Annotated in this window: 25 protein-coding genes; 17 read left to right on the plus strand and 8 right to left on the minus strand. The window is 75.5% G+C overall.

Annotated features, from left to right (window positions below):
- Positions 1–57 precede the first annotated feature (57 nt).
- The 6 genes from RM780_RS01290 (at position 58) to RM780_RS01315 (ending at position 4,148) form a co-directional block, all read left to right on the plus strand.
- Positions 58–903: an AraC family transcriptional regulator gene (locus RM780_RS01290; protein ID WP_311628516.1), complete on the plus strand. Its 846-nt coding sequence runs from the start codon at positions 58–60 to the stop codon at positions 901–903.
- Between the two features lie 169 nt (positions 904–1,072).
- Positions 1,073–1,726 (plus strand): AzlC family ABC transporter permease, encoded by a 654-nt coding sequence (locus tag RM780_RS01295; protein ID WP_394812864.1) that lies wholly within the window; start codon positions 1,073–1,075, stop codon positions 1,724–1,726.
- Entirely contained in the window at positions 1,723–2,025 is a 303-nt protein-coding gene (locus RM780_RS01300; RefSeq protein ID WP_311628518.1) for an AzlD domain-containing protein, read from the plus strand. The genes RM780_RS01295 and RM780_RS01300 overlap by 4 nt, the downstream gene beginning before the upstream one ends.
- Positions 2,026–2,072: 47 nt before the next feature.
- The gene (locus tag RM780_RS01305; RefSeq protein WP_311628519.1) at positions 2,073–2,267 is read left to right on the plus strand and encodes a DUF3046 domain-containing protein; all 195 of its coding nucleotides are present in this window, start codon (positions 2,073–2,075) and stop codon (positions 2,265–2,267) included.
- A 163-nt stretch (positions 2,268–2,430) separates the two neighbouring features.
- Positions 2,431–3,561 carry a recombinase RecA gene (recA, locus tag RM780_RS01310; protein ID WP_311628520.1) on the plus strand — a complete coding sequence of 377 codons (1,131 nt, stop codon included), beginning with the start codon at positions 2,431–2,433 and terminating at the stop codon, positions 3,559–3,561.
- 107 nt (positions 3,562–3,668) lie between these two features.
- Positions 3,669–4,148 (plus strand): regulatory protein RecX, encoded by a 480-nt coding sequence (locus RM780_RS01315; RefSeq protein ID WP_394812856.1) that lies wholly within the window; start codon positions 3,669–3,671, stop codon positions 4,146–4,148.
- Positions 4,149–4,440: 292 nt separating this feature from the next.
- On the opposite strand, the gene RM780_RS01320 is transcribed toward RM780_RS01315, so the two are convergent.
- The 5 genes from RM780_RS01320 to RM780_RS01340 all read right to left on the minus strand — a co-directional run bounded on the left by RM780_RS01320 (position 4,441) and on the right by RM780_RS01340 (position 9,581).
- Complete coding sequence (locus tag RM780_RS01320) at positions 4,441–6,015, minus strand: FAD-dependent monooxygenase (protein WP_311628521.1); 1,575 nt, start codon at positions 6,013–6,015, stop codon at positions 4,441–4,443.
- A 51-nt stretch (positions 6,016–6,066) separates the two neighbouring features.
- Complete coding sequence (locus tag RM780_RS01325; RefSeq protein ID WP_311628522.1) at positions 6,067–7,005, minus strand: amino acid ABC transporter permease; 939 nt, start codon at positions 7,003–7,005, stop codon at positions 6,067–6,069.
- 85 nt (positions 7,006–7,090) lie between these two features.
- Positions 7,091–7,771, minus strand: coding sequence for an amino acid ABC transporter permease (locus RM780_RS01330; protein ID WP_311628523.1), 681 nt, complete (start codon positions 7,769–7,771; stop codon positions 7,091–7,093).
- A gap of 131 nt (positions 7,772–7,902) precedes the next feature.
- The gene (locus tag RM780_RS01335) at positions 7,903–8,724 is read right to left on the minus strand and encodes a glutamate ABC transporter substrate-binding protein (RefSeq protein WP_311628524.1); all 822 of its coding nucleotides are present in this window, start codon (positions 8,722–8,724) and stop codon (positions 7,903–7,905) included.
- A 71-nt stretch (positions 8,725–8,795) separates the two neighbouring features.
- Entirely contained in the window at positions 8,796–9,581 is a 786-nt protein-coding gene (locus RM780_RS01340; RefSeq protein WP_311628525.1) for an amino acid ABC transporter ATP-binding protein, read from the minus strand.
- A 294-nt stretch (positions 9,582–9,875) separates the two neighbouring features.
- On the opposite strand from RM780_RS01340, the gene RM780_RS01345 reads away from it, so the two are divergent.
- Both RM780_RS01345 and RM780_RS01350 read left to right on the plus strand, forming a co-directional pair.
- Positions 9,876–10,583: a response regulator transcription factor gene (locus RM780_RS01345; protein ID WP_311628526.1), complete on the plus strand. Its 708-nt coding sequence runs from the start codon at positions 9,876–9,878 to the stop codon at positions 10,581–10,583.
- 24 nt (positions 10,584–10,607) lie between these two features.
- The gene (locus RM780_RS01350; protein ID WP_311628527.1) at positions 10,608–12,071 is read left to right on the plus strand and encodes a sensor histidine kinase; all 1,464 of its coding nucleotides are present in this window, start codon (positions 10,608–10,610) and stop codon (positions 12,069–12,071) included.
- A gap of 39 nt (positions 12,072–12,110) precedes the next feature.
- Here the strand turns inward: RM780_RS01350 and RM780_RS01355 are convergent, their stop codons facing one another.
- A complete protein-coding gene (locus tag RM780_RS01355) occupies positions 12,111–13,112 on the minus strand; it encodes a TAXI family TRAP transporter solute-binding subunit (RefSeq protein ID WP_311628528.1) in 1,002 nt (333 codons plus the stop codon).
- Positions 13,113–13,206: 94 nt separating this feature from the next.
- Between RM780_RS01355 and miaB the strand changes: the two genes are divergently transcribed.
- Together miaB and RM780_RS01365 are read left to right on the plus strand one after the other, a co-directional pair.
- Positions 13,207–14,700, plus strand: a complete 1,494-nt coding sequence (gene miaB / locus RM780_RS01360) for a tRNA (N6-isopentenyl adenosine(37)-C2)-methylthiotransferase MiaB (RefSeq protein ID WP_311628529.1) — start codon at positions 13,207–13,209, stop codon at positions 14,698–14,700.
- Positions 14,701–14,811: 111 nt separating this feature from the next.
- A complete protein-coding gene (locus tag RM780_RS01365) occupies positions 14,812–15,534 on the plus strand; it encodes a class III extradiol ring-cleavage dioxygenase family protein (protein WP_311628530.1) in 723 nt (240 codons plus the stop codon).
- Positions 15,535–15,575: 41 nt separating this feature from the next.
- Here RM780_RS01365 and RM780_RS01370 read toward each other — a convergent pair whose 3' ends face one another.
- The gene (locus RM780_RS01370) at positions 15,576–15,752 is read right to left on the minus strand and encodes a hypothetical protein (protein WP_311628531.1); all 177 of its coding nucleotides are present in this window, start codon (positions 15,750–15,752) and stop codon (positions 15,576–15,578) included.
- A 139-nt stretch (positions 15,753–15,891) separates the two neighbouring features.
- Here RM780_RS01370 and miaA point away from each other — a divergent pair, with 139 nt between their 5' ends.
- The 6 genes from miaA (at position 15,892) to panD (ending at position 23,146) form a co-directional block, all read left to right on the plus strand.
- Positions 15,892–16,851 (plus strand): tRNA (adenosine(37)-N6)-dimethylallyltransferase MiaA, encoded by a 960-nt coding sequence (gene miaA, locus RM780_RS01375; RefSeq protein ID WP_311628532.1) that lies wholly within the window; start codon positions 15,892–15,894, stop codon positions 16,849–16,851.
- A 160-nt stretch (positions 16,852–17,011) separates the two neighbouring features.
- The gene (locus RM780_RS01380) at positions 17,012–17,515 is read left to right on the plus strand and encodes a hypothetical protein (RefSeq protein ID WP_311628694.1); all 504 of its coding nucleotides are present in this window, start codon (positions 17,012–17,014) and stop codon (positions 17,513–17,515) included.
- Positions 17,516–17,571: 56 nt separating this feature from the next.
- Complete coding sequence (dapF, locus tag RM780_RS01385; RefSeq protein ID WP_311628533.1) at positions 17,572–18,477, plus strand: diaminopimelate epimerase; 906 nt, start codon at positions 17,572–17,574, stop codon at positions 18,475–18,477.
- 168 nt (positions 18,478–18,645) lie between these two features.
- Positions 18,646–20,781 (plus strand): RelA/SpoT family protein, encoded by a 2,136-nt coding sequence (locus RM780_RS01390; RefSeq protein ID WP_311628534.1) that lies wholly within the window; start codon positions 18,646–18,648, stop codon positions 20,779–20,781.
- A gap of 258 nt (positions 20,782–21,039) precedes the next feature.
- The gene (hflX, locus tag RM780_RS01395; RefSeq protein WP_311628535.1) at positions 21,040–22,521 is read left to right on the plus strand and encodes a GTPase HflX; all 1,482 of its coding nucleotides are present in this window, start codon (positions 21,040–21,042) and stop codon (positions 22,519–22,521) included.
- A 202-nt stretch (positions 22,522–22,723) separates the two neighbouring features.
- Positions 22,724–23,146: an aspartate 1-decarboxylase gene (gene panD, locus RM780_RS01400; protein ID WP_311628536.1), complete on the plus strand. Its 423-nt coding sequence runs from the start codon at positions 22,724–22,726 to the stop codon at positions 23,144–23,146.
- A gap of 133 nt (positions 23,147–23,279) precedes the next feature.
- On the opposite strand, the gene RM780_RS01405 is transcribed toward panD, so the two are convergent.
- Complete coding sequence (locus RM780_RS01405) at positions 23,280–24,518, minus strand: trypsin-like serine peptidase (protein WP_311628537.1); 1,239 nt, start codon at positions 24,516–24,518, stop codon at positions 23,280–23,282.
- A 303-nt stretch (positions 24,519–24,821) separates the two neighbouring features.
- Between RM780_RS01405 and RM780_RS01410 the strand changes: the two genes are divergently transcribed.
- Positions 24,822–26,660 (plus strand): IucA/IucC family protein, encoded by a 1,839-nt coding sequence (locus tag RM780_RS01410; RefSeq protein ID WP_311628538.1) that lies wholly within the window; start codon positions 24,822–24,824, stop codon positions 26,658–26,660.
- The last annotated feature ends 118 nt before the right edge of the window (positions 26,661–26,778 follow it).

Here is a 26,778-nt window from a genome sequence, read left to right on the forward strand (position 1 = left end):
ACCCCGCCACTGACAGCGGGTGGCCACCCGGCCCGGCGGCCGGCGCGCGGGCGCACAATGGCTCCCATGGAGGAGCGGGAGCACGCGCGTCACTGGCGCCATCCGTCGCTGCCCGGCGTCGACCTGCTGCGGGCCCGGTACGTGCGGCGGGCGTTCATCAGGCACACCCACCGCACCTTCGTGATCGCCGGGATCACGTCGGGGGTCGAGGTCTTCGACCACGGCGGGAGCGTGGAGCGGGCCGGGGCGGGCGGGCTGGCGCTGATCAACCCCGACACCCCGCACACCGGCCACGCCGGGGTGCCCGAGGGCTGGACCTACGGCGCGCTCTACCCCGATCCGGGCCTGGTGGACGCCATCGCGGCCGAGACGCTGGGGCTGCGGGGCGCGGCCGGGTTCCGCGCGCCGGTGGTGGACGACCCGGAGGCGGTGCGGATGATCGGCCGGGTGCTGCGCGCGACCGACGAGGGCAACGCCCTGGCCGCGGACAGCCTGCTGCGGCTGACCGTGGCCCGGCTCCTGCGCCGGGCGGGCGGGGCGCGCCCCCGGCGCGAGATCCGCAGCGCGGGCGCGCGCCTGGCCGAACGCGCGCGGGAGACGCTGTCCGAACGGCTCGCCGACCCGCCCACCCTCGAAGCCCTCGCCACCGGGCTGGGGGTCAGCCCCTTCGCCCTGCTGCGCGCCTTCCGCGAGCGGTACGGGCTGCCGCCCCACGCCTGGCTGACCGACGCGCGGGTGCGCCGCGCCCTCGACCTGCTCGACGCCGGAATCGGCCCCGCCGAGGCGGCGGTCGCGGTCGGGTTCACCGATCAGCCGCACCTGCACCGGCACTTCACGCGCATCGTCGGCGTCACCCCCGGCGCCTACCAGCGGGAGCGCGGCGTCCGCCGGGTGCGAAGATAGCCACTCCGCGCGCAAGAACGTACAAGACCGGTCGTCGGCCGCCGCCTAGCGTGCGCCCGTGACCCATGGAACGACAGAACCGGTCGGCGCCCCCGGAGCCGACCCCTTCCCCGACTCCGGCCCCCTTCCCGACTCCGGCTCCGAGGAGCGCGCGGGCACCCGGCGGACCGTGCGGAACGCCCTCGGCGTGGGCGTCGCGGTCGGCCTCTCCGGCTTCGCCTTCGGCGTGACCGCCGTCTCCGGCGGCCTGAGCATCCTTCAGGCCTGCGCCCTCAGCCTGCTGGTCTTCACCGGCGCCTCGCAGTTCGCGCTGGTCGGCGCCCTCGCGGCCGGGAGCGGCCCGCTGCCCGCCTCGGCCGGGGCCCTCTTCCTCGGCCTGCGCAACTGCTTCTACGGACTGCGCCTCTCCGGCCTGCTGGCCCTGCCCCGCCGGGTGCGCCCGGCGGCGGCCCACTGGGTCATCGACGAGACTTCGGCCGTGGCCCTGGCGCAGCCCGACCGGCGCCGCGCCCGCCTGGGCTTCGCGGTCACCGGCCTGAGCCTCTACGTCTGCTGGAACCTCACCACCCTGCTGGGTGCCATCGGCGCGGGTGCGATCGGCGACCCGGACGCCTGGGGCCTGGACGCCGCGGGCCCCGCCGTCTTCCTCGCCCTGCTGGCGCCGATGCTGCGCGGCGCGGCCGAACGCGCCACCGCCGCGCTCGCGGTGGCGGTCGCCCTGGCCTGCCTGCCGCTGCTGCCCGCCGGTGTGCCGGTGCTGGCCGCGGCGCTCGCGGCCCCCGCCGTGCTGCTGGCCGGGCGCGCGCGGAGGGCCGCCGCGTGAGCGTCTGGCTCGCGGTCGCCGCCACCGCGCTCGGCTGCTACCTGGTGAAGCTCCTCGGCCTGTCCGTCCCGGCCACCGCCCTGGAACGCCCGGCCGTCCGCCGCCTCGCGGCGCTGCTGCCGGTGGCCCTGCTGGCCGCGCTCACCGCCCTGCAGACGCTCGGGGAGGGCGAGGTGATCGCGCTGGACGCGCGGGCGGCCGGGCTGGGCGCGGCGGGCGTCGCGCTGCTGCTGCGCGCGCCGTTCCTGGTGGTGATCGCGGTGGCGGTGGCCTGCACAGCGGCGTTGCGGGCTCTGTGACCGTCCGCCGCCGCGAGCGGGCCGGGGCGGAGGGGGATACTGGGGGCATGCGGCTGACGGACTTCTGGGCGCGGATGACCGAGCACTTCGGGGCCGGCTACGCCGACTCCTTCGCCCGGGACCACGTGATGTCCGAGCTGGGCGGGCGCACCGTCATCGAGGCGCTGGACGCCGGGTGGGACGCCAAGGACGTCTGGCGCGCGGTCTGCGCGGCGCAGGACGTTCCCCCGCACCTGCACTGACGACCCCGCGGGGGCGACTCCCCACGGACATGCCGGCCCGGGAATCGCTTGACACGAAATTCGAACAGCCGTTCTCATGGATGTGGGTAATCGGCGATTGTCAGTGGCGGGCGCTAGCGTCCGTGGTGTGAAGCGATCGAATCAGACGGACCGGGTGGCACCCATGGCAGGTACGGACCGCGAGAAGGCGCTCGACGCCGCACTCGCGCAGATTGAGCGGCAGTTCGGCAAAGGCGCCGTCATGCGCCTGGGGGAACGGCCCAACGAGCCGGTCGAGGTCATCCCCACGGGCTCCACGGCCCTCGATGTCGCCCTCGGCGTGGGCGGGTTGCCGCGCGGGCGGGTGGTGGAGGTCTACGGGCCGGAGTCCTCGGGCAAGACGACGCTGACCCTCCACGCCGTGGCGAACGCTCAGCGCGCGGGCGGCACGGTCGCGTTCGTGGACGCCGAGCACGCCCTCGACCCCGAGTACGCCAAGAAGCTCGGCGTGGACGTGGACCAGCTGATCCTCTCCCAGCCGGACAACGGCGAGCAGGCGCTGGAGATCACGGACATGCTCATCCGCTCCGGCGCCCTCGACCTCATCGTCATCGACTCTGTGGCCGCGCTGGTGCCCCGGGCCGAGATCGAGGGCGAGATGGGCGATTCCCACGTCGGCCTCCAGGCGCGGCTGATGAGTCAGGCCCTGCGGAAGATCACAGGCGCGCTCCACCAGTCCAGGACCACCGCCATCTTCATCAACCAGCTCCGGGAGAAGGTCGGCGTGATGTTCGGCTCCCCGGAGACCACCACGGGCGGCCGGGCGCTGAAGTTCTACGCCTCCGTGCGGCTGGACATCCGGCGCATCGAGACCCTCAAGGACGGCACCGACGCGGTGGGCAACCGCACCCGCGTCAAGGTCGTGAAGAACAAGGTCGCCCCTCCCTTCAAGCAGGCCGAGTTCGACATCCTCTACGGCATCGGCATCAGCCGCGAGGGCGGGCTGATCGACATGGGCGTGGAGCACGGCTTCATCCGCAAGTCCGGCGCCTGGTACACGTACGAGGGCGATCAGCTCGGCCAGGGCAAGGAGAACGCCCGCACCTTCCTGCGGGACAACCCCGACCTGGCCAACGAGATCGAGAAGAGGATCAAGGAGAAGCTGGGCATCGGCCCCAGGACCGAGGCGCCCGAGGGCGAGCCGGGCAAGGACGCGGCCGGCATTCCCGAGCCCGCCGCCGAGGCCCCCGTCGCCGCCGCTCCGGCCAAGGCGTCCCGGGCGGCCAAGCCCGCCGCCGCCGCGGCCAAGAGCTGACGGTGACCCGGCGCAGCGAATGGCCGGCCGGACCGGCACCCGAGGACAGCGGCGGCCCCCTCCCGTCGAGGGCCGGGGCGGGGCCGCCGCGCACACCGCGCGACCCGGTGGAACGCGCCAGGGCCATCGGCCTGCGCCTGCTCACCGGCAGCCCCCGCACGCGGGGCGAGCTGGAGCGGGCGCTGCGGGAGCGCGAGATCCCGCCCGAAGCGGTCTCGGCGGTGCTCGACCGCTTCGAGGAGGCCGGCCTGATCGACGACGCGGCGTTCGCCGAGGCGTGGGTGGAGTCCCGGCACCACGGGCGGGGCCTGGCGGGCCGGGCCCTGGCCCGGGAGCTGCGCACCCGCGGCGTGGACTCCACCGTCATCGACCGGGCCGTCGGCCGGCTCGACCGGGACCAGGAGGAGGCCACGGCCCGCGTCCTGGTGCGGCGCAGGCTCCCGGCGACCGCCGGCCTCCCGGCCCCCAAGCGCCTGCGCCGCCTGGCCTCCCTCCTCGCCCGCCGCGGGTACGGGGAAGAGCTGGCCCTGCGCGTCGTCCGCTCCGAGCTGGCCGCGGAGGAACGGGACGGCCCGCAGGGCCTGTGAGACCCGGAGGCCGCATCCCGGACGGATGTGATCCGGCGCGGGCCGGACGGCGGTGCGCCCGGGGCCGTGGGCTGCCGTGCGCGTCCGTCGCGCGGACGGCGGCAGCCCCGGGTGGTCGGCTGCCGGCTGCCTCCCGGCGCGCGTGGCCGGAGCGCCGCTGTGCCGGGCCTGTGCGTGAACGGCCACGATCCCGGCCGACTGCCGATGCGCCCCCGACCGCCGGGGCGGCGCTGCCGCGCGGCCCGTGGCGGGCCTGGCCGACCGGGCTCGGCGTGCCGCGACGCTCGTGCGCTCAGCGGTCCGCGGCCGGCTCCGGGCGGCCGTGGTGGGCGGCCTGGCCCCGGAGGGCGTTCACGCAGGCCAGCAGCGCCTCCCGGGCGGTGCCCGGGAGGGCCGCGCCCAGGTAGCCGTCCGGCCTGACCACCAGCAGCGTGTGCGCCCCCGCCCCGGGGTACTCCTCGGTGACCAGCAGCTCCGCGGGCAGGGGCAGGGACGCCGCCGTGGCCGCCAGTTCCGGCATCAGCCCGGCGCCCAGCCAGTGCCGCGCCTCCCACACCCGCGCCCCCGGCGCGGTCAGCACCAGCAGCACCGGCCCGCCCAGCCGCTCCCGCAGCCGCGCCCGCTCCCCCTCCAGCGTGTACACCGGAACGTCCTCGGCGGGCGCGCCTGCGGGCGTTGCCGTGGCCGTCGTCCCCCGGACCGCGCACGCTATCGGCGTGACCCCGTACCGCGCCGGGCCGCCCAGGGCGCCGCGCCCCAGGTGGCTGTCGGACAGCAGCGCCAGGCGCCCGCCGCTGCGGCCCCGGACGCGGGCCGAAAGTCCGCCCCCGCGCACCAGCGGCAGGGCCTGGTCCACCGCGCGCAGCCGGCGGCCGGCCGCGGGGCGCCGCTCGGCCTGGTAACTGTCCAGCAGCGCCTCGGCGTTGCCCTGGTGGCAGGCGACGGCCAGCTTCCAGGCGAGGTTGTCCACGTCCCGCAGGCCCTCCGCGACCTGCTGCGTGCCCAGGGCGCCCAGCAGGTGGGCGGCGTCCCCCGCGAGGAAGACCCGCCCCGCCCGCCAGCTGTGGGCCAGCCGCTGGTGGCAGATGTGGACGCCGGTGTCCAGGAGCTCGTACGGAGGGATGTCCCCGCCGTGCCAGGCGGCGAGCGCGGCGTGCACCCGGTCCAGCAGGGCGTCGGGCGTGACCAGCCCGCCGTCCGCGGTCAGCGGCCAGTCCAGCCGCCACCGGTCCTCGTCCAGCGGACGGCGGATCACCTCCCCGCCCGGCAGCCCGCGGTGCAGTTCGGCCTCCCCGGGCGCCGGCAGCTCGGCGCGCAGCGCCGCCACGGCGAACCGCTCGACGCCGGTGCGGCCGGGGAAGGCGATGTTCAGCAGCTTGCGGACGGTGGAGCGCGGCCCGTCGCAGCCGACCAAGTGGCTGCCGCGCCACTGCCGTTCCAGGCCCCGCCGCCCGCCGGGCGCGCGCGGAGCCGAGTACGCCGCCACGCCGGCCTCGTCCTGCTCCAGACGCGTCAGCCGGTGCCCCGGGGCGAAGCGGATCAGCGACTGCCGGCCCGCCGCCTCCCGCAGCGCCCGCTCCAGCACGTGCTGCGGCACCTGCCTCGGCCCGGCCCCCGGGGCGAACTCGTGCCGCAGGACCGTCCGCCCCCGGTGGACCGTGCGCCAGGCCGTCCACTCCGGCGCCACGTCCCCCAACAGCCGCGCCCAGTGCCCGAGATCGGCCGGGAGCACACAGGCGCGGGCCAGGCGCGCGGGGGGCGCGGACTCCGCGTCGTCCAGGACCACGGAGGGGACGTCGTGCCCGGCCAGGGCAAGCGCCAGCGCGAGCCCCACGGGGCCCGCGCCGGCAATGATCACGGGCAGCACACGTCGTATGGAACCCAGCGCGGGTACGGGCGTCAAGTCGGCCCTGACCGGCTAACCCCGGCCCTTGCGCGGCGCCTCCGCCGTCCCGCCCGCGGCGCCGGGCCCGGGGACGTCTCCGGCCGCCGCCAGCTCGTCGGTCATGTCGGTGGTCAGCACCGCCCCCGTGGTCCGCCGGCCGCGGCGGATGCGCCGCTCCAGCCAGCCCGCGAAGCTGGTCAGCAGGAAGTTGAGCACCACGTAGATGACCGTGATCAGGGTGAAGGCGGCGAGGAGGCTGGTGAAGTTGTTGTCGATGTCGCCGATGGTGCTGCGCAGTTCGGTGTACTGCACGAGCTGGCCGCCCAGCGCGGTGTCCTTCACGATGACCACCAGCTGGCTGACGATCGCCGGCAGCATCGCGGTGACCGCCTGCGGCAGCAGCACGCTGACCATGATCTGGCCCTTGCGCATGCCGATCGCCCGCGCCGCGTCCGACTGGCCCCGCGGCAGGGCCAGCACGCCGGCGCGCACCACCTCGGCCAGCACCGAGGCGTTGTACATCACCAGGCCCGTCACCACGGCGTACAGCGGGCGCAGGTCCGAGGTCACGTTGGACCACTGGAAGTACGCCTCGTTGGCGAAGAGCATCAGCAGCAGGACGGGGATGGCGCGGAAGAACTCCACCACCGCGCCCACCGGGACGCGGATCCAGCGGTGGTCGGAGAGCCGCCCGATGCCCAGCAGCGCCCCCAGCGGCAGCGCGATGACCATCGACAGGCCCGCCGCGATCAGCGTGTCCTGGAGGCCGGGGAGCACGAAGTTCGTCCACAGCCGGGAGTCGGTGAAGATCGGCTCCCACAGCCGCCACTCCAGCTCCCCCCGGTCCGACAGCCGGCCGTGGATCCAGAAGCCGGCCGCGACCAGGGCGGCGAGGAAGAGGGCGGTGTAGAGGGAGTTGCGCACCCGCGCGCGCGGGCCGGGCGCGTCGTAGAGAACGTTCAGGTCGCTCATCGTGCCCCCTCGTTCGCTTCTCCGCCCGCGCGGCACTCTGCGGGCATCGTCGCCGTCCGCGGCCCGGCAGCCGCGCGTGCGTCGCTCATCGCTTCACCGCCAGCCGCCGGGCGAGCCGGCCGAGGAGCAGGCCCGTGGGCAGCGTCAGGAGGACAAAGCCGGCGGCGAAGATGACGCCGATCTCCAGCGGCCTGGCCTCGTTCTCGATCATCACGTTCATCAGGAACGCCGCCTCCACGACGCCGATGGCGATGGCCACCGTGGTGTTCTTGGTGAGGGCGATCAGGACGTTGGCCAGCGGCGCCACCACGGCGCGGTACGCCTGGGGCAGCACGATCAGCCGCAGCACCTGGGAGAAGCTCAGCCCCAGGGCCCGGGCGGCCTCGGCCTGTCCGACGGGCACCGTGTTGATGCCGGAGCGCAGGGCCTCGCAGACGAAGGTGGAGGTGTAGGCCACCAGGCCGAGCACGGCCAGCCGGAAGTTCCGCGTGTCGATGTCGTCCCCGGCGCCCAGGGTGATCTCCAGCCGGAACGCCAGCACCTGGGCGCAGGCCACGATCACGATGGTCAGCGGGATGTTCCGCACGATGTTGACGTACACGGCGCCGAACGCCCGCATCACCGGGACCGGGCTGACCCGCATCGCGGCCAGCAGCGTTCCCCAGATCAGCGAGCCGATCGCGGAGGCGACGGTGAGCTGCACCGTCATCCAGAACGCCCCGAAGAGGTCGTACTCGTCGAGGTCGAGGAAGGAGAAGTCGAACACGGAATCACACGTCCCGGTCGGAGGGCTCGGCCCGGGGCCCGGGCGGGTGGCGCCCGGGGCCCCGAGGGCTCAAGAGGGGAGGGGCGGCGCGCCGCCGGGTCGCACGGCGCGCCGCGGGGGTCCGGGCCGGCTCACTCGGCCGTCGGGCCGCTGCCGATCGCGGGGGCGGCCTCGGGCTCGTAGCCCGAGGGGCCGAAGTTCTCCTCCACGAACCGGTCCCAGGAGCCGTCGTCCACCATCTGCGTGATGGCCTCGTTGACGGCGTCCACGCGGTCGGAGTCGAGCGGCAGGCCGACGCCGTAGAACTCGTCGCTCAGGTTCAGCCCGGCCAGGGCCAGTTCGCCCGCGTACTCGTCCTGGGCCGCGTACCCGGCCAGGATGGCGTCGTCCGTGGTCAGGGCGTCCAGGGAGCCGCCGACGATACCGTCCAGGCACTCCGAGTAGGTCTGGAAGTTCTGGAGGTTGGCGCCGTACTCCTCCTCCATCCGCTGGGCGGAGGTGGAGCCGCCGACGGAACACAGCGTCAGGTCGCCGATGCCCTCCTCGGTGGGCGCCTCGGCGTCGGTGCGGATCAGCAGGTCCTGGTGGGCGAGGAAGTAGGGGCCGGCGAAGGCGACCTGATCGGCGCGCTCGGCGGTGATGGAGTAGCTGGCCACGATCATGTCCACGTCGCCGCGGCGCAGCATGTTCTCGCGGTCGGCGCTGGGCGCCTCCTGCCAGGTGATCTCCTCGGGCTCGTAGCCGAGTTCGCCGGCGATGTAGGTGGCCACGTCGACATCGAAGCCGCTGAACTCGCCGTCGGCGTCGCGCAGGCCGACGCCCGGCTGGTCGTACTTGATGCCGATGGTGATGCCGCCGTCACCGTCACCGTCGCCGCCGCCGCCGCAGGCCGTGGCGGCCAGGGCGAGGACGAGGACGGGGGCGGCCAGGGTCGTTGCCTTGCGGAGTCTCATGGTGCGTTCCTTCGTCGAAGGTGGAGGAGCGAGGTCGGTCTCCGGGCGCCGGGCCCGGGGCGTGGGGGGACTCAGTGCTGGAGGATCTTGGAGAGGAAGTCCTTGGCGCGGTCGCTGCGCGGGTTGTCGAAGAACTGGTGCGGCTCGGCCTCCTCGAGGATCCGGCCGTCGGCCATGAAGACCACGCGGTTCGCCGCGGAGCGGGCGAAGCCCATCTCGTGGGTGACCACGACCATGGTCATCCCCTCGCGGGCGAGCTGCTGCATGACCTCCAGCACCTCGTTGATCATCTCGGGGTCCAGCGCGGAGGTCGGCTCGTCGAAGAGCATCACCTTCGGCTGCATGGCCAGCGCGCGGGCGATGGCCACGCGCTGCTGCTGCCCGCCGGAGAGCTGGGCCGGGTACTTGTCGGCCTGGTTGCCCACGCCGACCCGGTCCAGCAGCTCGCGGGCCCGCTCCTCCGCCTCGGCCCTGGCGACCCGGCGGACCTTGACCGGGCCGAGGGTGACGTTCTGGAGCACGGTGCGGTGCGCGAAGAGGTTGAAGGACTGGAAGACCATCCCGACGTCGGCCCGCAGCCGGGCCAGCTCGCGGCCCTCCGCGGGCAGCGGGCTGCCGTCGATGGTGATGACGCCCTCGTCGATGGTCTCCAGGCGGTTGATCGTCCGGCAGAGGGTGGATTTCCCGGACCCCGAAGGGCCGATCACCACCACCACCTCGCCGCGCTTGATCGTGAGGTTGATGTCCTGGAGCACGTGCAGGGCGCCGAAGTGCTTGTTCACGCCTGCCAGGACGACGAGATCCTCCGCCGGCGCCGCCTCCCCCGGGGAGTCCTTGCTCAGCGACACATCGCTCATCGTTGCCTGCTCCGTCCTCGTCGGTTGCACGGACCTTAGCCACGGTCGCGCACACCGTCAGCAGATCTGAGGGGAAATTGAGCATAACGATCCCCTCGCCCGGCGTGCGCGGAGCGTAGCTGACCGTGACGGGCGGCCCCCGGGGGATAACGGAAGGGTTCAGCCCGCGCGGCGGACCTTGACGCCGCCCCCGGCGTCGGCGTGGATATCCGCGTGGACGTGCCGGGGCGCCCGCCCCGCGGCGGCGTCCCGCATGCTGGATACCGGCCGGACGCGGCGGGAAGGAGGGCCGGTATGAGAGTGCTCCTGGTCGAGGACGACGAGCACGTGGGCGCGGCCCTCGTCGCCGTGCTCGGACGGCACGGCTTCGAGGTGGTGCGGGCGCGCAGCGGCGAGGAGGCCCTGGGCGTGCTGCGGGACCGTTCCTTCGGCGTCGTGCTCCTCGACCTCGGCCTCCCCGACCTGGACGGCTTCGAGGTGTGCGGGCGCATCCGCCGCCTCACCCGGACCCCGGTGATCATGGTCACCGCCCGGGCCGACGTGCGCTCCCGCATCCACGGCCTGAACCTCGGCGCGGACGACTACATCGTCAAGCCCTACGACACCGGCGAGCTGCTGGCCCGCATCCACGCCGTCAGCCGCCGCACCGGCCCCGACGAGGCCCCGGCCGCCGCGGGCGAGCCCCCCGCTCCCGGAGGCTCCGGCTCCGTGCTGTCGCTGGGCCCCATCACCGTCGAGCTGGCGACCCGCCGCGTCGAGGTGGACGGGCGCCACGTCGCCCTCACCCGCAAGGAGTTCGACCTGCTTGCGCTGCTGGCCCAGCGCCCGGGCGTGGTCTTCCGCCGCGAGCAGATCATCAGCGACGTCTGGCGCACCAGCTGGGAGGGCACCGGCCGCACGCTGGAGGTGCACGTCGCCTCGCTCCGCGCCAAGCTGCGCCGCCCCGAGCTCGTCGAGACCGTCCGCGGCGTCGGCTACCGCCTGGCGCTCCCCGCGGCCTGACCCCGCCCCCGGACCGCCTCCGCCATGCGCTCGCGCCTGCTGCCGCTGCTGATCGTGCTGCTGACCGGCCTGCTCCTGGCCCTCGGCGTCCCCCTGGCCGCCAGCCAGGCCCGCAGCGAGCAGCAGCGGGTGGTCGTCGACCGCATCGACGACACCGCCCGCTTCGCCTCCCTCGCCCAGTACGCCGCGGACAGCGACCCCCCCTCGGCCGGCTCCAGCAGCCCGCTGGCCACCCTCGCCGCCGAGCTGCGCTCCTACCAGGAGGTCTACGGCATCCGCGTCGGCGTCTTCCGGCGCGACGGCCGTCCGATGGCAGCCGCCCCCGCCGACTGGCGCCCCCCGGACGGCCCCGAGGGCACCGAGTTCGCCGAGGCCCTGGCCGGGCGCCGCAGCCAGGGTCCGCCGCAGGTCTGGCCCTGGGACTCCGACCGCCGCCTGCTCGTCGCCTCGCCCGTCATCCGCGACGGGGACGTCATCGCCGTGGTCGTGATCGACTCCCCGACCGGCCCGCTGCGCTCCCGCGTGCTCCGCGGCTGGCTGTGGATCGCCGCCGCCGAGGCCGCCGCCGTGCTGCTCGCCGTCGCGCTGGCGTTCCGCCTCACCGGCTGGGTGCTGCGCCCGGTCCGCGTCCTGGACCGCGCCACCCACGAGATCGCCACCGGCCGCCTCACCGCCCGCGTTGCCTCCTCCGGCGGCCCGCCGGAGCTGCGGCGCCTGGCCCGGTCGTTCAACGAGATGGCCGACCACGTCGAGGACGTCCTCGAACAGCAGCGGGCCTTCGTCGCCGACGCCTCCCACCAACTGCGCAACCCCCTGGCCGCGCTGCTGCTGCGCATCGACCTGCTCGGCCTCGAACTGCCCGAGGAGAACCCCGAGGACAACGAGGAGTTCGCCTCCGTCCGCGCCGAGGGCAAGCGCCTGGCCCGGGTGCTGGACGGCCTGCTCGACCTCGCCCTGGCCGAGGGCAGCCCCGCCGACCTGCGCACCACCGACGTCGCCGCGCTGGCCGCCGAGCGGATCGCCGCCTGGCAGCCGGTCGCCGACGGCCGCGGCGTCTCCCTGCGGCGCGAGGGCCTGACCGCCGCCACCGGCTGGGCCGACCCGATCGGGCTCTCCAGCGCGCTGGACGCCCTGGTCGACAACGCCCTCAAGTTCACGCCCGCCGGCGGCGAGGTGTGCGTGGCCGTCACGGCCGCGGGCGAGGAGCTGCAGGTCTCCGTCACCGACACCGGCCCCGGGCTGACCGACGCCGAACTCGCCCGCATCGGCGACCGGTTCTGGCGCAGCGGCCGCCACCAGAACGTCTCGGGCTCGGGCCTGGGGCTGTCCATCGTCGCCGCGCTGCTGGCCGCCGGAGGCGCCTCGGCCTCCTACGCCCACAACGACCCGCACGGCCTGCGGGTGACCGTCACCCTGCCGCGCCACCGGCCCGAGCCCCCGCCCGTCCCCGCGGGCCGGCCCGGCGGCCAGGACCTGACGCAGCGGTAGGCGGAGGGCCCGCTACGCCACCGTTCCGCACCGGAGCGTTCAGGACTTCACCGAACGGTAGTAGCGCCGCGCGCCGGGGTGCAAAGGCAGGGGCTGGGTGTAGATCGCGGTGCGCAGGTCGACGCGCTGCGCCGCGTGCACCTCGCGGCCGATCCGGTCCCGGCCGTTGATCACCGAGCGCGTGATCTGTTCGGCGACGTCCGGATCGGTGTCCTCCGTGGTCACCAGCAGGTTCGCCGTGGCGATGGTGTTGACCGTCTGGCCGCCGGTGATGTCCGGATAGGCGTCGGGCGGGATCGCCGCCGCCCGGTAGTACCCGGCCTCGGGCCCGCGCTCCGCGAGCGCCGGCAGCAGGTCGTCCAGCGGCACCAGGCGGATGTCCTTGCGCATCGCCAGCCGCGTCACCGCCGAGGTGGGCAGCCCGCCCGACCAGAAGAAGGCGTCCAGGCGCCCGGCCTCCAGCATCCGCGGCATGTTGTCGATGCCCTCGCGGACCGCCCTCACGTCCCCGTCCATGTCCAGACCCGCCGCGGCCAGCAGCTCCCGTGCCGCCCGGATCACCCCCGACTGCTCCTGCCCCACGCCCACCCGCAGGCCCTCCAGGTCGGCCGTGGAGCGCACCGGGGAGTCGGCGGGCACCACCAACTGGAGGTAGTCGTCGTACAGCCGGGCGCAGGCCCGCAGCCGCGCCGTCCCGACCGGGTCCCGTGCCTGGTGGGCCGCCAGCGCGTCGGCGCTCGCGATCGCGAAGTCGGCATCGCCCGCGACCAGCCGCTCGATGTTCTGCACCGACCCGGCGCTGGAGAGCAGCGACATCTCCAGGCCCGGCGCGTCCTCGGCCAGCTGCCCCCGCAGCAGTTGCCCGTACCGCGCGTACACCCCGCTGGAGACGCCCGTGCTCATCGCCACCGAGCCCGAGGGGGCGCGTTCCCCCTCCACCAGCGGGCGCCACAGCAGCGCGCCCGCCAGGACCGCGAGCGCGACCAGGAGACCCAGCAGCGCGGGCGCGCCGGGCCGCCGCCTACCACGGAACGCGAGCACCGCAGCAAGCTATCAGCGGACCGTAGACTTGGGGACCGGCCTTCACGACCGGCGCTGGCCCGGTCCCGGATCGATCCATGGATTGAGCTTTCGCATGCCCGATGTCGCGCGCACCTACGAAGTCCGGACCTTCGGCTGTCAGATGAACGTCCACGACTCCGAACGCATGGCCGGGCTCCTGGAGCGCGCCGGATACGTCCGCGCCACCCCCGGCGGCGAGACCGCCGACGTCGTCGTCTTCAACACCTGCGCCGTCCGCGAGAACGCCGACAACCGCCTCTACGGCAACCTCGGCCAGCTCGCCCCCGCCAAGGCCAGCCGCCCCGGCATGCAGATCGCCGTCGGCGGCTGCCTGGCCCAGAAGGACCGCGACGCCATCGTGCGCCGCGCCCCCTGGGTGGACGTGGTCTTCGGCACGCACAACGTCGGCAGCCTGCCGGTGCTCCTGGAGCGCGCCCGGGTGCGCAGCGAGGCCCAGGTGGAGATCGCGGAGGCGCTGGAGGCGTTCCCCTCCACCCTGCCCACCCGCCGCGAGAGCGCCTACGCCGCCTGGGTCGCCATCTCGGTGGGCTGCAACAACACCTGCACCTTCTGCATCGTCCCCGCGCTGCGCGGCAAGGAGAAGGACCGCAGGCCCGGCGACATCCTCGCCGAGGCCGAGGCCCTGGTCGCCGAGGGCGTCAGCGAGATCACCCTCCTCGGCCAGAACGTCAACGCCTACGGCTCCGACATCGGCGACCGCGAGGCGTTCTCCAAGCTGCTGCGCGCCTGCGGCCGGATCGAGGGCCTGGAGCGGGTCCGGTTCACCTCGCCCCACCCGCGCGACTTCACCGACGACGTCATCGACGCGATGGCCACGACGCCGAACGTCATGCCGCAGTTGCACATGCCCCTGCAGTCCGGCTCCTCCCGGGTGCTGCGCGCCATGCGCCGCTCCTACCGCCAGGAGCGGTACCTGGCGATCATCGAGAAGGTGCGCGCCGCCATCCCGGATGCCGCGATCAGCACCGACATCATCGTCGGCTTCCCCGGGGAGACCGAGGAGGACTTCCAGGAGACGCTGCACGTCGTGCGCGAGGCCCGCTTCGCGCAGGCCTTCACCTTCCAGTACTCCAAGCGCCCGGGAACGCCCGCGGCCGAGATGGACGGGCAGGTCCCCAAGGAGGTCGTCCAGGACCGGTACGAGCGGCTGGTCGCCCTCCAGGAGGAGATCTCCTGGGCGGAGAACAAGCGCCAGCTCGGCCGCACCGTCGAGGTGCTGGTGGCCGAGGGCGAGGGCCGCAAGGACGACGCCACCCGCCGCCTCTCCGGCCGCGCCCCGGACAACCGCCTCGTCCACTTCGACCGGCCCGAGGGCCCCGCGCCGCGGCCGGGCGACGTGGTGACCGTGGAGATCAGCTACGCGGCGCCGCACCACCTGCTGGCCGCCGGGCCCGTCAAGGGCCTGCGCCGCACCCGTGCCGGCGACGTCTGGGAGCGGCGCACCGCCGCCCCGGCAGAGCCCTCCGGCGGGGTGCTGCTGGGCATGCCCCGCGTGGGCGCGCCCGGCCCGAGCCAGGAGCCGGCCGGGGGCTGCGCGGTCTGCTGAACGCGCCTGCGGACGTTCCGGGCCGGGGTGCGGGAGCGGCCCGCGCCGGGGTCGCGCGCCCGGCGGGCGCGGGGTGGCGCGGCGGCGCCGGGCCGCGGCTAGGCTGCGGCCATGCTCGTCGCCGCCGCCGTGTGTCCCTGCCCCCCGCTGCTGGTCCCTGAGGTGGCCGTCGGCGCCGCGGCCGAGCTGGACGGCCTCCGGGCCGCCTGCTACGACGCCCTCGCCGTGCTGGCCGCCGCGCGCCCCGGCCGCCTGGTGGTGGCCGGCCCGGCCCGGGAGCCGGCGGCCGGTCCCTTCCCGGCCGGGAGCCGCGGGACGTTCCACGGCTACGGCGTGGACCTGGAGGTCACCCTGGGCACCGCCGGTGCCGCCGGGCCCGCCGGCCCCGGCGGGGATCTGCCGCCGTCCCTGACCGTGGGCGCCTGGCTGCTGGAACGCACCGCCTGGCAGGCCGCCCCGGTCCTGGCGGTCGCGGTCGGCGAGGACTGGGAACCCGCGCGCTGCGCCGCGGCCGGCCGCGAACTGGCCGCCGGAGAGGAGCGTCTGGCCCTGTTGGTGCTCGGCGACGGCAGCGCCTGCCGCACGCCCGCCGCGCCCGGGGCGTTCGACGAGCGCGCCGCGGAGTTCGACACCGCCGCCGCGCGGGCGCTCGGCGCGGCGGACACCGCGGCGCTCGCGGCGCTCGACCCGGCGCTCGCCGCCGAACTGCACGCCGCCGGGCGGCCCGCCTGGCAGCTGCTGGCCGGGGCCGCCGAGGGCGGGGGGCTCGCCGGGCGGCTGCTCCACGATTCCGCCCCCTACGGGGTCGGGTACATCGTCGCCACCTGGGCCTGACCCCCGCCGACCCGGGGCGCGGCGCCCCGGGCCTCCCGGCGCTACGGCCGGGCCGCGCCCTCGCCCGTCTCGCTGTCGGCCGCCTCGGCCGCCGCCGTCTGCTTGGGGATCCCGACCGACTCCCCGGGCTCCGGCGCCTCGCCCTCCGCGGGCGCGCCCGGCGGCAGCTCCGGCCCGTCCGGCTGGTCCTTCGTCCGGCGACGGATCCAGGCCAACATTCCCATCACTCCTCCTGACCTTCCCCACGGCGGGGAACTCTGCGGGGACTTCGGAACGCCAAACGAACCGCGCCCCCGCCGCGTCACGTCGCTCGTTCGAGGGCCCGCGGCCCGCCGCCGATCTGGGAGACTTCCCCGCGTGAACACCGTCCCCCCCGCCCCGGCGGGCCCCCCGCAGGTCGTCGCCGTCGTCGGGCCCACCGCGGCCGGCAAGTCCGACCTCGGCGTGGCCCTGGCCCGGCGGCTGGGCGGCGAGGTGATCAACGCCGACTCCATGCAGCTCTACCGCGGCATGGACGTCGGCACCGCCAAGCTCACCCCGGCCGAGCGGCAGGGCGTCCCGCACCACCTGCTCGACGTCTGGGACGTCACGGTCACCGCGAGCGTCGCCGAGTACCAGCGGCTGGCCCGCCGGGAGATCGACCGCCTCCTGGCCGCCGGGCGCACGCCCGTCCTCGTCGGCGGCTCGGGCCTCTACGTGCGCGCCGCCGTCGACGCGCTGGAGTTCCCCGGCACCGACCCCGGCGTCCGCGCCCGCCTGGAGGCCGAGCTGGAGCGGCACGGCAGTGGCGCGCTGCACGACCGGCTGGCCGCGGCCGACCCGGAGGCGGCCCGCGCCATCCTGCCCAGCAACGGCCGGCGGGTCGTGCGGGCCCTGGAGGTCATCGAGATCACCGGCCGCCCGTTCACCGCCAGCCTCCCCGGCCCCGGCGCCGAGGGCGAGGTCTACCGCACCGCCCAGATCGGGATCGCGGTGGAACGCCCGGAGCTGGACCGGCGGATCGCCGCGCGGGTGGACCGGATGTGGCGGGCCGGGCTGGTGGCCGAGGTCGGCGCCCTGGCGGGGGCCGGGCTGCGCGAGGGCCGCACCGCCTCCCGCGCGCTGGGCTACCAGCAGGTGCTGGCCGCGCTCGCCGGGAAGTGCACCGAGGAGGAGGCGCGCGAGGAGACCGTCCGCGCCACGCGGCGCTTCGCCCGCCGGCAGGAGAGCTGGTTCCGCCGCGACCCGCGCGTGCGCTGGCTGCGCGGGGCGCACGAGGCGCAGGAGGGGCTTGAGGAGCAGGCGTGGAGCTTGCTCGAACGGGCGGTCACATCCTGATCACGTGATGGCATCGGGACGCTCCAGGCGGGCGGGCCCGGGCCCGTGGCGTGTCATCATCGAGCGCATCGCCGAGCAGGCGCCGGAGCCGCAGGCCCGCGCGGCCCGCCGGCGGTGGAGACAGCAGCCGGGAGCCGTTGAGTTGGGAGGGCACGTGGCGATGGAGGCCGGCCCTCGGGAGAGCAACGGCACGGCGGAGGAGCTGCCGCCCCGCGTGCCCGCGGCGGCGTCCGCGCTGCCCGAGATCCCCGCGGTCCCGCTCCCCGACGACGAGGCGGACCCCGGCGGCGGCGAGGCCGTCGAGGTCCTGGACGACTTCGGGCGCGACGAGTCCTACGCCGACCTGCGGCCCCCGCGGCGGCTGCGCCTGACCCTCTTCGCGCCCATCGCGCTGCTGAGCCTGCTGGGCGCCCTGATGTTCGCCTTCCCGCTGGCCTTCGCCTTCGACGAGGCCGGCGCAGCGGTCGCGATGCTGGGCCTGCTCATCGGGTGCAGCGCCGCCGGCTGGGGCATGATGGCCGCCGGCCGCGCCGGCTACACCTGGCCGGGCCTCCCCGACCGCGCCACCGGCCGCCGCGCCGACTGGCGGCTGCTGGTCCTCTACGGCCTGGGCGTGGGTGTTCTCGGCCTGCTGGCCGTCTGGCGCGTCGCCGCCCTGCGCTGAGCCGGGCCGCTCCGCGCCGGGCCGCGACTGTCGTCACGATCCGTTACGCTCGGCGGGTGACCACTGACGCACCGCGCTCCTCCCGTACCACCCCTCCGCTCCGCCATGCCCTCCCCTTCCTGAAGGGGCACGGCACGGAGAACGACTTCGTCATCCTCCCCGACCCCGCCGGCCGGCTGGAGCTGACGGCGGCCGACGTGGCCCTGCTGTGCGACCGGCGTGCGGGCCTGGGCGCCGACGGCGTGCTGCGCGTGGTGCGCGCGGACTCCGGCCCGGCCGAGTGGTTCATGGACTACCGCAACGCCGACGGCAGCATCGCCGAGATGTGCGGGAACGGCGTGCGGGTCTTCGCCCAGTACCTGCGCCGGGCCGGGCTGGCCAAGGAGGACGAGCTGCCGGTCGCCACCCGGGCCGGGCTGCGCGTGGTGACCTTCGAGCCGGACGGGCGGCTGACCGTGGCCATGGGCTCGGCCGCCCTGCCCTCCGGTCCCGGCGAGTCGGTCACCGTCACCGCCGCCGGGCGCAGCTGGCCCGCCCGGCACGTGGACATGGGCAATCCGCACGCCGTCGCCTTCGTCGACGACCTGGCCGAGCCCGGGGCGTTGCTCGACCCGCCCGGCGTCGCCCCCGCCGAGGCGTACCCGCACGGCACCAACGTCGAGTTCGTCACCGACCGCGGCCCGGGCCACCTCGCGCTGCGGGTGCACGAGCGCGGCTCGGGGGAGACCCGCTCCTGCGGCACCGGGGCCTGCGCGGCGATGGTCGCGGCGGCCCGCCGGGACGGCCTCGACCCGGCGGCCGAGGGGCGCGCGGCCACGTACACCGTGGACGTTCCCGGCGGGCGCCTCACCGTCACCGAGCGCGCCGACGGCACCGTCACCCTCACCGGTCCGGCCGTCATCCTCGCCGAGGGGACGATCGACCCGGCGCTCTGGGAGACGGCGCGTCATCTGGCCGGTTGACAACAGCATTTCGGCCACGTTTCAAAGAACATAACGCACTCGGATGGGTGATCCACCACGATAGGGGCGGCCTCCGGCCGACTGGCCGTGATGGGCTCGGTAGCATCAAGCACCGGCGCCGCTGCGGGGTTTGCGGTCCGGTCACCAGACCGCGGGAGGTGCCACCCCATGAGCGCAGAGGCGTCCACACCGAGCGGTGACACCCGCGAACGCCGGGGGCACCGCAGGGACCGGCTCCGGCTCCGCCACCTCGGCCGGGCGGCCGTCTTCCGCCCGGCGGTGGGCGACCGGCGGCTTCCGGACGCCATCGAGCACCTGGCCCGCGCCCACCGGGTGCACCACCCGGGCGCCGACCTGGATGCCCTGCGCCGCGCCTACCTGCTGGCCGAGTCCGCGCACCGCGGCCAGTTCCGCAAGAGCGGCGAGCCCTACATCACGCACCCGCTGGCCGTCACGCTGATCCTCGCGGAGCTGGGCGCCGAGACCACGACCCTGACCGCCTCCCTGCTGCACGACACCGTCGAGGACACCGAGGTGACCCTCGACCAGGTGCGCAGCGACTTCGGCGACGAGGTCGGCCACCTGGTGGACGGGGTCACCAAGCTGGAGAAGGTGGACTACGGCGCGGCGGCCGAGCCCGAGACCTTCCGCAAGATGCTGGTCGCCACCGGCAGCGACGTGCGGGTGATGTCCATCAAGCTGGCCGACCGGCTGCACAACATGCGCACCCTCGGCGTGATGCGACCCGAGAAGCAGGCCAGGATCGCCCGGGTCACCCGGGACGTGCTGATCCCGCTCGCGGAGCGCCTGGGCGTTCAGACGTTGAAGACGGAGCTGGAGGACCTGGTCTTCGCCGTCCTGCACCCCGAGGAGCACGCGCGGGCCGAGGAGCTGATCCGCGCCCACCGCCGCGAGGCCGACCCCCTGGCCGAGGTCGCGGAGTCGGTACGCCAGGTGCTGCGCGACGCCGGGATCGCCGCCGAGGTGCACATCCGCCCCCGGCACGTGCTCTCCGTGCACCGCGTGCGGCACAAACGCGGCGGGCTGGGCCCCTACGACTACGGCCGCCTGCTGATCCTGGTGACGGAGGACGCCGACTGCTACGCCGTGCTGGGCGAGCTGCACACCTGCTTCACGCCGGTCGTCTCGGAGTTCAAGGACTTCATCGCCGCCCCGAAGTTCAACCTCTACCAGTCTCTGCACACGGCCTTCGCCGCCGGCTCCGGCCAGTTCGCGGAGGTCCTGGTCCGCACACACACCATGCACCGGGTGGCCGAGACCGGCGTGGTCGCCCTCGGCGACCCGCACCGCGCGGACGGGGGCGAGCAGGCTGCCCCCGGCGGCGAGGAGCCCGAGCGCGCCGACCCCACCCGCCCCGGCTGGCTCTCCCGGCTGCTGGACTGGCAGCGGCAGGCGACCGACCCGGACACCTTCTGGACCGCGCTCCGCGACGAGCTGGCCAAGGACCGCGAGATCACGGTCTTCGGCGAGGGCGCCGCGGACGGCCCGCTCCAGCTCCCCGTGGGCGCCACCTGCGTGGACGCCGCCTACGCCCGGCACGGCCAGGCCGCGCACGCCTGCATCGGCGTGCGGGTCAACGGCCGGCTCGCCACGCTGGGCGCGGTCCTGCGCGACGGCGACACCGTGCAGCTTTTGCTCGCCCCCGACGGCAGCTCGGGCCCGTCCCCCGAGTGGCTGGACTACGCCACCACTCCGGCGGCGCGGATTCCCATCCGCACCTGGCTGGAGGGCGAGGGGGCCGGGGGTGCCGAGCCGGGCGAGGAGAGCGGCCACGGGCAGGCGGCTGCCTTCGCGCCCGACGCGCCGGCCGCCCCGGCGCCCACCCCCGGCGAGGCCGCCGTCAGCGTGGCGGGCGCGGAGAGCGCGCCCGTGCGGCTGGCCCGCTGCTGCACGCCCGTGCCGCCGGACCCGGTCGTCGGCTTCACGGTGCGCGGCGGCGCCGTGGCGGTGCACCGCGAGAGCTGTCCCGACGCCCTGGGCATGGCCGCCGCCGGACGCCCCGCGCTGTCCGCAAGCTGGCGCTCCGGCTCCATCGGCTGCCGCGTCACCCTCCAGGCCGAGGCGCTGGGCCGGCCGGAGCTGCTGGCCGACCTCACCGAGGCCCTGGCCCAGCACGGTGCGGCCGTGCTGCACGCCGAGGTGGAGCCGCCGCGCGAGCACCGCGTGCGGCACACCTACACGCTGCGCCTGCCCGACTCCGCCGGGTTGCCGCGGCTGATGCGGGCGATGCGCCGGGTGCCGGGCGTGTACGACGTGACGCGGGCGGTGCGGCTCCAGTCCTGAGGGCCTGGGGCGGGCCCGGGGGAGCGGGCGGCGCCCGCACCGGGGCGACCCCGGGCGTTTCCCCGGAATGGCCTCCGGGACGTTGGTCCCGCGGGGCCGGGGTTCTCCCGGGGCCGGTATGGGGGGCAAATCGGGGTGACGCGCCCGATCCGGCGTGCCACCATGGGAGGAGCGGGCGGGCCGCGCCGGGAATGATCCGGCCCGCCGGGACGTTGGACCCGGCACCGCCGCCCTGTTCCCTAGACCCTAAGGATTCCCTTGACCTTTCCTTCCCTTCCTCAGGACCACCTGCGCCGCATCGCGGACCGCCGGGCCGACGCCCTGATGGATGAGGACGTTGCCCGAGGCGAGTTCGACGACATCGACGGCGAGCAGCTCGACCGCGCGGACCGCGCCGCGCTCCGCCGCGTCGCCGGTCTCTCCACCGAGCTGGAGGACGTCACCGAGGTCGAGTACCGGCAGCTCCGCCTGGAGCGCGTGGTGCTCGTCGGCGTCTGGACCTCCGGCACGGCGCGCGACGCGGAAAATTCCCTGGCCGAGCTGGCCGCCCTGGCCGAGACCGCCGGGGCCCTGGTGCTCGACGGCGTGATCCAGCGCCGCGACCGGCCCGACCCGGCCACCTACATCGGCTCCGGCAAGGCCCAGGAGCTGCGCGACCTGGTGCTGGAGACCGGCGCCGACACCGTCGTGTGCGACGGTGAGCTGAGCCCCGGCCAGCTGATCCACCTGGAGGACGTCGTCAAGGTCAAGGTGGTCGACCGCACCGCCCTGATCCTCGACATCTTCGCCCAGCACGCCAAGTCCCGCGAGGGCAAGGCGCAGGTCGCGCTGGCACAGATGCAGTACATGCTGCCCCGGCTGCGCGGCTGGGGTCAGTCGCTCTCCCGGCAGATGGGCGGCGGCGGTTCCAGCGGCGGCGGCGGGATGGCGACCCGCGGCCCCGGTGAGACCAAGATCGAGACAGACCGGCGGCGCATCCGCGAGAAGATGGCACGCCTGCGCCGGGAGATCGCGGACATGAAGACCGGCCGCGACCTCAAGCGGCAGGAGCGCCAGCGGCACAAGGTGCCCTCGGTGGCCATCGCCGGGTACACCAACGCCGGCAAGTCCTCGTTGCTGAACCAGCTCACCGGCGCGGGAGTCCTGGTGGAGAACGCCCTGTTCGCCACTCTGGACCCGACGGTCCGGCGCTCGGCCACCCCCAGCGGCCGGGTGTACACGCTGGCGGACACCGTGGGCTTCGTGCGGCACCTGCCGCACCACCTGGTGGAGGCGTTCCGCTCGACGATGGAGGAGGTCGGCGAGGCCGACCTGATCCTGCACGTGGTGGACGGCTCGCACCCGGCGCCCGAGGAGCAGCTCGCGGCGGTCCGCGAGGTCGTCCGCGACGTGGGGGCGGCGAAGGTCCCCGAGCTCGTGGTGATCAACAAGGCCGACGCCGCCGACGAGCTGACCCTCCAGCGGCTGCTGCGCGCCGAGCGCCGCGCGCTGGTGGTCTCCGCCCGCACCGGTCAGGGCATCGACGAGCTGCTTGCCCTCATCGACGCCGAACTGCCCCGCCCCGCCGTGGAGATCGAGGCCCTGGTGCCGTTCACGCAGGGGGCGCTGGTCTCCCGGGTCCACGCCGAGGGCGAGGTCCTGGCCGAGGATCACACCGCCGAGGGCACCGTGCTCAAGGCCCGGGTGCACGAGGAGCTGGCCGCGCTGCTGGAGCCGTACGCCCCGGCCGTCCGGCGCTGAGACGCCTCCGGACCGGCCCGCCGGTCCGGTCCGCGGATCCCAGGCCCCGCCCCCCTTTTCCCGGGGCGGGGCCTTCGCCGCTGCTATGCCGCAGACCACAGTCCGCCGCCGGCCGGCCCGCCCGGCCCCGCGGGTATGCTGGCGGGCGGCGCGTATCCCGGAGGGCGGGAACGCGACCGGCGACACCAGGGAGAACGTGCTCATGCTGCGGACCATGTTCAAGAGCAAGATCCACCGCGCCACCGTCACCGAGTCGGACCTCCACTACGTGGGCTCGGTCACCGTGGACGCGGAGTTGATGGAGGCGGCCGACCTGCTCCCCGGCGAGCTGGTCCACATAGTCGACATCGACAACGGGCACCGGCTGGAGACCTACGTCATCGAGGGCGAGCGCGGCTCCGGCGTCATCGGGATCAACGGCGCGGCGGCCCACCTGGTCAAGCCGGGCGACCTCGTCATCCTCATCAGCTACGCCCAGGTCGAGGACGCCGAGGCCCGCCGCCTGCGCCCCACCGTGGTGCACGTGGACGGCGGCAACCGCATCGTGCGCCTGGGCGAGGACCCCTCCGAGCCGGTGCCCGGCAGCGGCACCTCCCGCAGCCCGCTGGCCGTCGCCCGGGTCTGAGCCGGGCGCACCGGCGCGGACTCCGCTCGACGAGGACACGCTTCGACGAAGACACGGCGAGGGCCCGCCGTCCGCTCCCCGCGGACGGCGGGCCCTCGCCGTTGTGGTGTCCGGTCCTGGCAGTGCCGGGCGGCTATTCCGCGGCGGCCGCCTGACCGCTGACGTACTCCAGGACGCCGCGCGCCTCGTCCTCCAGGCGCGGCCCCGCCAGCCAGGTGCTCTCCAGCGGGCCGATGGAGTTGACCGAGATCAGCTCCGCCTCGCCCGCCTCGTTGGTCCGCAGCCACGGGCCGCCGGAGGCGCCGCCGGTCATGGTGCAGCCGGCCCAGTACATGACGGGCATGCTGGCGTCCAGCGACAGGCGCCGCGGGTTGTCCACGCAGCGGTACATCAGCTCGCCGTTGTAGGGCTCGGCCGCCGGGAAGCCGTAGAGGGTCACCGGGCCCAGGCCGGAGACGGCCGGGGCGTCGAAGTTGACCTCGACCGCGCCGCCGACGCGCTCCTCCAGGGACTGCTCCCCGCCGTCCTCGGGCGTCACCGACAGGACCGCGAAGTCGCCGTGCGCGCCGTCGCCGCCGGACTCGGTGCCGGTGTTGATCCAGTACTCCGTGGTGGAGACGTAGTTGGCCCAGTAGGTGCCCAGCGGCGCGATCTGCTCGGGGGCCGCGGCGGCGACCTCCTCGGCGCTGAGGCCATCGCTGTTGTACGCCGGGACGAAGGCGATGTTCCGGTACCAGCCGCCGCCGGCGCCCGCGTGCACGCAGTGCCCCGCCGTGGCCACCAGGTTGGAACGGCCGGGGTTGGCCGGGTCGGCGATCACGGTGCCCGAGCAGACCATCGGGCCCTCGGGGGAGTCGAAGAAGACCTTGCCGATGGGGGCGCCGTTCTCCGTGTACGGGGTCTCGACGGCCTCGGCCTGGACGGGCGCGGGCTCCGGGTCGGTGACGCCGCGGTCGGCCGCCGGGTCGTCGGCCGGCGGCGGCGCGGGGTCCTCCTCGATCTGGTCCTCATCGATGGACGGGTCGGGGTCCTCGGCGTCGCCCATGCGGTCCGGGTCCCACAGACCCTCGATGATCGGATTGACGAACTCGCCGATCTCCCGCAGCCAGGACTCGTCCTCCCAGTTCTCCCAGCCGCCGTTCAGCCAGGCCTCCAAGTCGAAGTCGGCGGGCACCCAGGGCAGGTCGTCGATGATGCCCTGCAGCTGCTCCTGACTCAGCGGGGAGTCGGACGAGCCGTTCCCGCCGCTGCCCCCGCTTCCGCCGTCCTCGCCTCCGCAGGCCGTGGCCGTGAGGGCGAGCGTGGCGGCCAGCGCGGTGACGGCCATCGCCGTCCGGCGCCGGCCCCGCCGCCGCGTGCGTATCGATGACATGGTGCATCCCCCCTGAGGTGAGCGTGTCGTTCTGATGGAGCGCGCACTCCGCCGACCGGGGGAAGCGCCCCCCAACTATGCCGGTGACCAACTGGACGGCGGTACCCGGGTCCCCGGTTCCGCACGTGCACGCGGAAAGGATCTTGTCACAGGCCGTGATTCGCGGGCCCCTGGATCGTTACCACGTATGGATGAACCCAGAGCTGGACCCTCGCACAGCGTTGACCTGCCGGTGACCGACCCCGCTGGACCCAAGGAGGAGGCGCCGCGGCCCGCCCCGGCCGCACCCGCGCCGCACTACGGATGAACGCGCCACCCCGCCCCGGCCTGCTCCCCGGACCCCCTGCCCCCCCGCTCGGTGAGGCCCCGGCCCCCGACCCCCTGGAGCACTCCGACCCCGTCCGCGCGGCCGACGCCTGCGCCACCGAGAGCCTGCTGCGCTGCTGGGTCAGGGAAACGGGCCTGCCGCGCCCCGCCGACGGCCTGCTGCTCGTTCCGCTGCCGGCCTCCGGCACCGCCCTCCACGTCCCCGTCCGGTACTGGTCGCCCACCGGCCTGCACCGCCTCGGCCCGCCCGCCCTCGCCGGGACCCCCCAGGGCGCCCCGCCCGCGGACGCCGTCACCGTGGCCGCCCTCCTGGCCCGCGAGAGCACCCCCGCCGACGGGGCCGCGTACGGCACCGAGCTGGCCGGCCGGGTCGCCGACTCCGCGCGCCGCACCGCCGCCTTCCTCGCCGCCCGCCGGTCCGACCCCGGCCCCGCCGCCCACGGCCACGCGTTCCTGGAGGCCGAGCAGTCCCTCCTGCTGGGCCACCCGCTGCACCCCACGCCCAAGAGCCGCGAGGGCCTGACCGACGGCGAGGCCCGGCGCTCCTCGCCCGAGCTGCGCGGCTCCTTCCGCCTGCACTGGCTGGCCGTCGCCCCCTCCGTCCTGGCCGCCGACTCCGCCTGGTACGAGCGCGGCGAGGCCGGCCCCGTGCCCGCCGCCGCGCTCACCGCCCGCCTCGCGGGGCCGGGCCTGCCCCTGCCCCCCGGCGCCGCGGCCCTGCCGCTGCACCCCTGGCAGGCCCGCGAGGCGCTGCGCCGCCCCGAGGCCGCCGCCCTGCTGGACGCCGGCCTGCTGCGTGACCTCGGCGAGCACGGCGAGCCCTGGCACCCCACCTCCTCGCTGCGCACCGTCCACCGCCCCGGCGCGCCCGCCATGCTCAAGCTCTCGCTGGGCCTGCGCATCACCAACTCCCGCCGCGAGCACCTGCGCAAGGAGCTGCATCGGGGCGTGGAGGTCCACCGGCTGCTGGAGAGCGGCCTGGACCGCGAGTGGCGCGCCGCCTGCCCCGGCGGCGACTTCGACATCCTGCGCGACCCCGCCTGGCTGGCCGTCAACGCCCCCGACGGGCGCCCCGTGCCCGGCCTGGACGCGCTGCTGCGGCAGAGCCCCTTCGGCCCGGAGCAGGACGTCGCCTGCCTGGCGGCCCTGACCGCCCCCCGGCCCTGGCCCGGGCGCCCGCGCGCCGAGCTGCGCTCCCGCCTGGCCGGGCTGGTCACCGGCCTCGCCGCCCGCACCGGGCGCGGCGTCCCGGCCGTCGCCGCCGAGTGGCTGCTGCGGTACCTGCGCGCGGCGGTGAGGCCGTTGCTCTGGCTGGACGCGCACGCCGGGATCGCCCTGGAGGCCCACGCGCAGAACACCCTGGTCCTCCTCGACCGCGAGGGCTGGCCCGCCGGCGGCCGTTTCCGCGACAACCAGGGCTACTACTACCGCGCCTCCGCCCGCGACGCCCTGCGCCGCAGGCTGCCGGGTCTGGGCGACCGTTCCGACACCTTCGTCACCGACGAGGTCGCCGACGAGCGCTTCGCCTATTACCTGGGCATCAACAACGTCCTCGGTCTGATCGGCGCTCTCGGCAGCGAGGGGCTGGCCGACGAGGCCGTGCTGCTGGCCGCCTTCCGCGGGTTCCTCGCGGGCGAGGCCCGGCGGGCGGGCGACGGCCCGCTCTCCTCGCTCGTGCCCCGCCTCCTCGACGCGCCCACGCTGCGCTGCAAGGCCAACCTCCTCACCCGGCTCCACGGCCTGGACGAGCTGGTCGGCCCGGTGGACGGCCAGTCCGTGTACGTCACCGTCGCCAACCCGCTGGCCACGGCCTGACCGCCGCGCCCCTCGCCCGGCCGGACCCGCGGCGCCCGTTGGACCCGCTACGCCCGCCCGGGCCGTTCCGCCCCCCGGCCGAATGCCCCCGCCGGGCCGCCCGCCGCGGCCCGATCCC

Origin of the sequence: Streptomyces boetiae, assembly GCF_031845405.1 — a bacterium.
GTDB lineage: Bacteria > Actinomycetota > Actinomycetes > Streptomycetales > Streptomycetaceae > Streptomyces > Streptomyces boetiae.

Excerpts from the sequence above, each read along its gene's own strand:
- RM780_RS01390 (WP_311628534.1), top strand. The coding sequence starts at position 18,646 with ATGAGCGCAGAGGCGTCCACACCGAGCGGTGACACCCGCGAACGCCGG.
- RM780_RS01305 (WP_311628519.1), top strand. The coding sequence starts at position 2,073 with ATGCGGCTGACGGACTTCTGGGCGCGGATGACCGAGCACTTCGGGGCC.
- RM780_RS01340 (WP_311628525.1), bottom strand. The coding sequence starts at position 9,581 with ATGAGCGATGTGTCGCTGAGCAAGGACTCCCCGGGGGAGGCGGCGCCG.
- RM780_RS01370 (WP_311628531.1), bottom strand. The coding sequence starts at position 15,752 with ATGTTGGCCTGGATCCGTCGCCGGACGAAGGACCAGCCGGACGGGCCG.
- RM780_RS01365 (WP_311628530.1), top strand. The coding sequence starts at position 14,812 with ATGCTCGTCGCCGCCGCCGTGTGTCCCTGCCCCCCGCTGCTGGTCCCT.
- RM780_RS01350 (WP_311628527.1), top strand. The coding sequence starts at position 10,608 with ATGCGCTCGCGCCTGCTGCCGCTGCTGATCGTGCTGCTGACCGGCCTG.
- RM780_RS01410 (WP_311628538.1), top strand. The coding sequence starts at position 24,822 with ATGAACGCGCCACCCCGCCCCGGCCTGCTCCCCGGACCCCCTGCCCCC.
- RM780_RS01290 (WP_311628516.1), top strand. The coding sequence starts at position 58 with ATGGCTCCCATGGAGGAGCGGGAGCACGCGCGTCACTGGCGCCATCCG.
- panD (WP_311628536.1), top strand. The coding sequence starts at position 22,724 with ATGCTGCGGACCATGTTCAAGAGCAAGATCCACCGCGCCACCGTCACC.
- RM780_RS01325 (WP_311628522.1), bottom strand. The coding sequence starts at position 7,005 with ATGAGCGACCTGAACGTTCTCTACGACGCGCCCGGCCCGCGCGCGCGG.
- recA (WP_311628520.1), top strand. The coding sequence starts at position 2,431 with ATGGCAGGTACGGACCGCGAGAAGGCGCTCGACGCCGCACTCGCGCAG.
- RM780_RS01380 (WP_311628694.1), top strand. The coding sequence starts at position 17,012 with ATGGAGGCCGGCCCTCGGGAGAGCAACGGCACGGCGGAGGAGCTGCCG.
- miaB (WP_311628529.1), top strand. The coding sequence starts at position 13,207 with ATGCCCGATGTCGCGCGCACCTACGAAGTCCGGACCTTCGGCTGTCAG.
- RM780_RS01345 (WP_311628526.1), top strand. The coding sequence starts at position 9,876 with ATGAGAGTGCTCCTGGTCGAGGACGACGAGCACGTGGGCGCGGCCCTC.
- RM780_RS01405 (WP_311628537.1), bottom strand. The coding sequence starts at position 24,518 with ATGTCATCGATACGCACGCGGCGGCGGGGCCGGCGCCGGACGGCGATG.
- RM780_RS01335 (WP_311628524.1), bottom strand. The coding sequence starts at position 8,724 with ATGAGACTCCGCAAGGCAACGACCCTGGCCGCCCCCGTCCTCGTCCTC.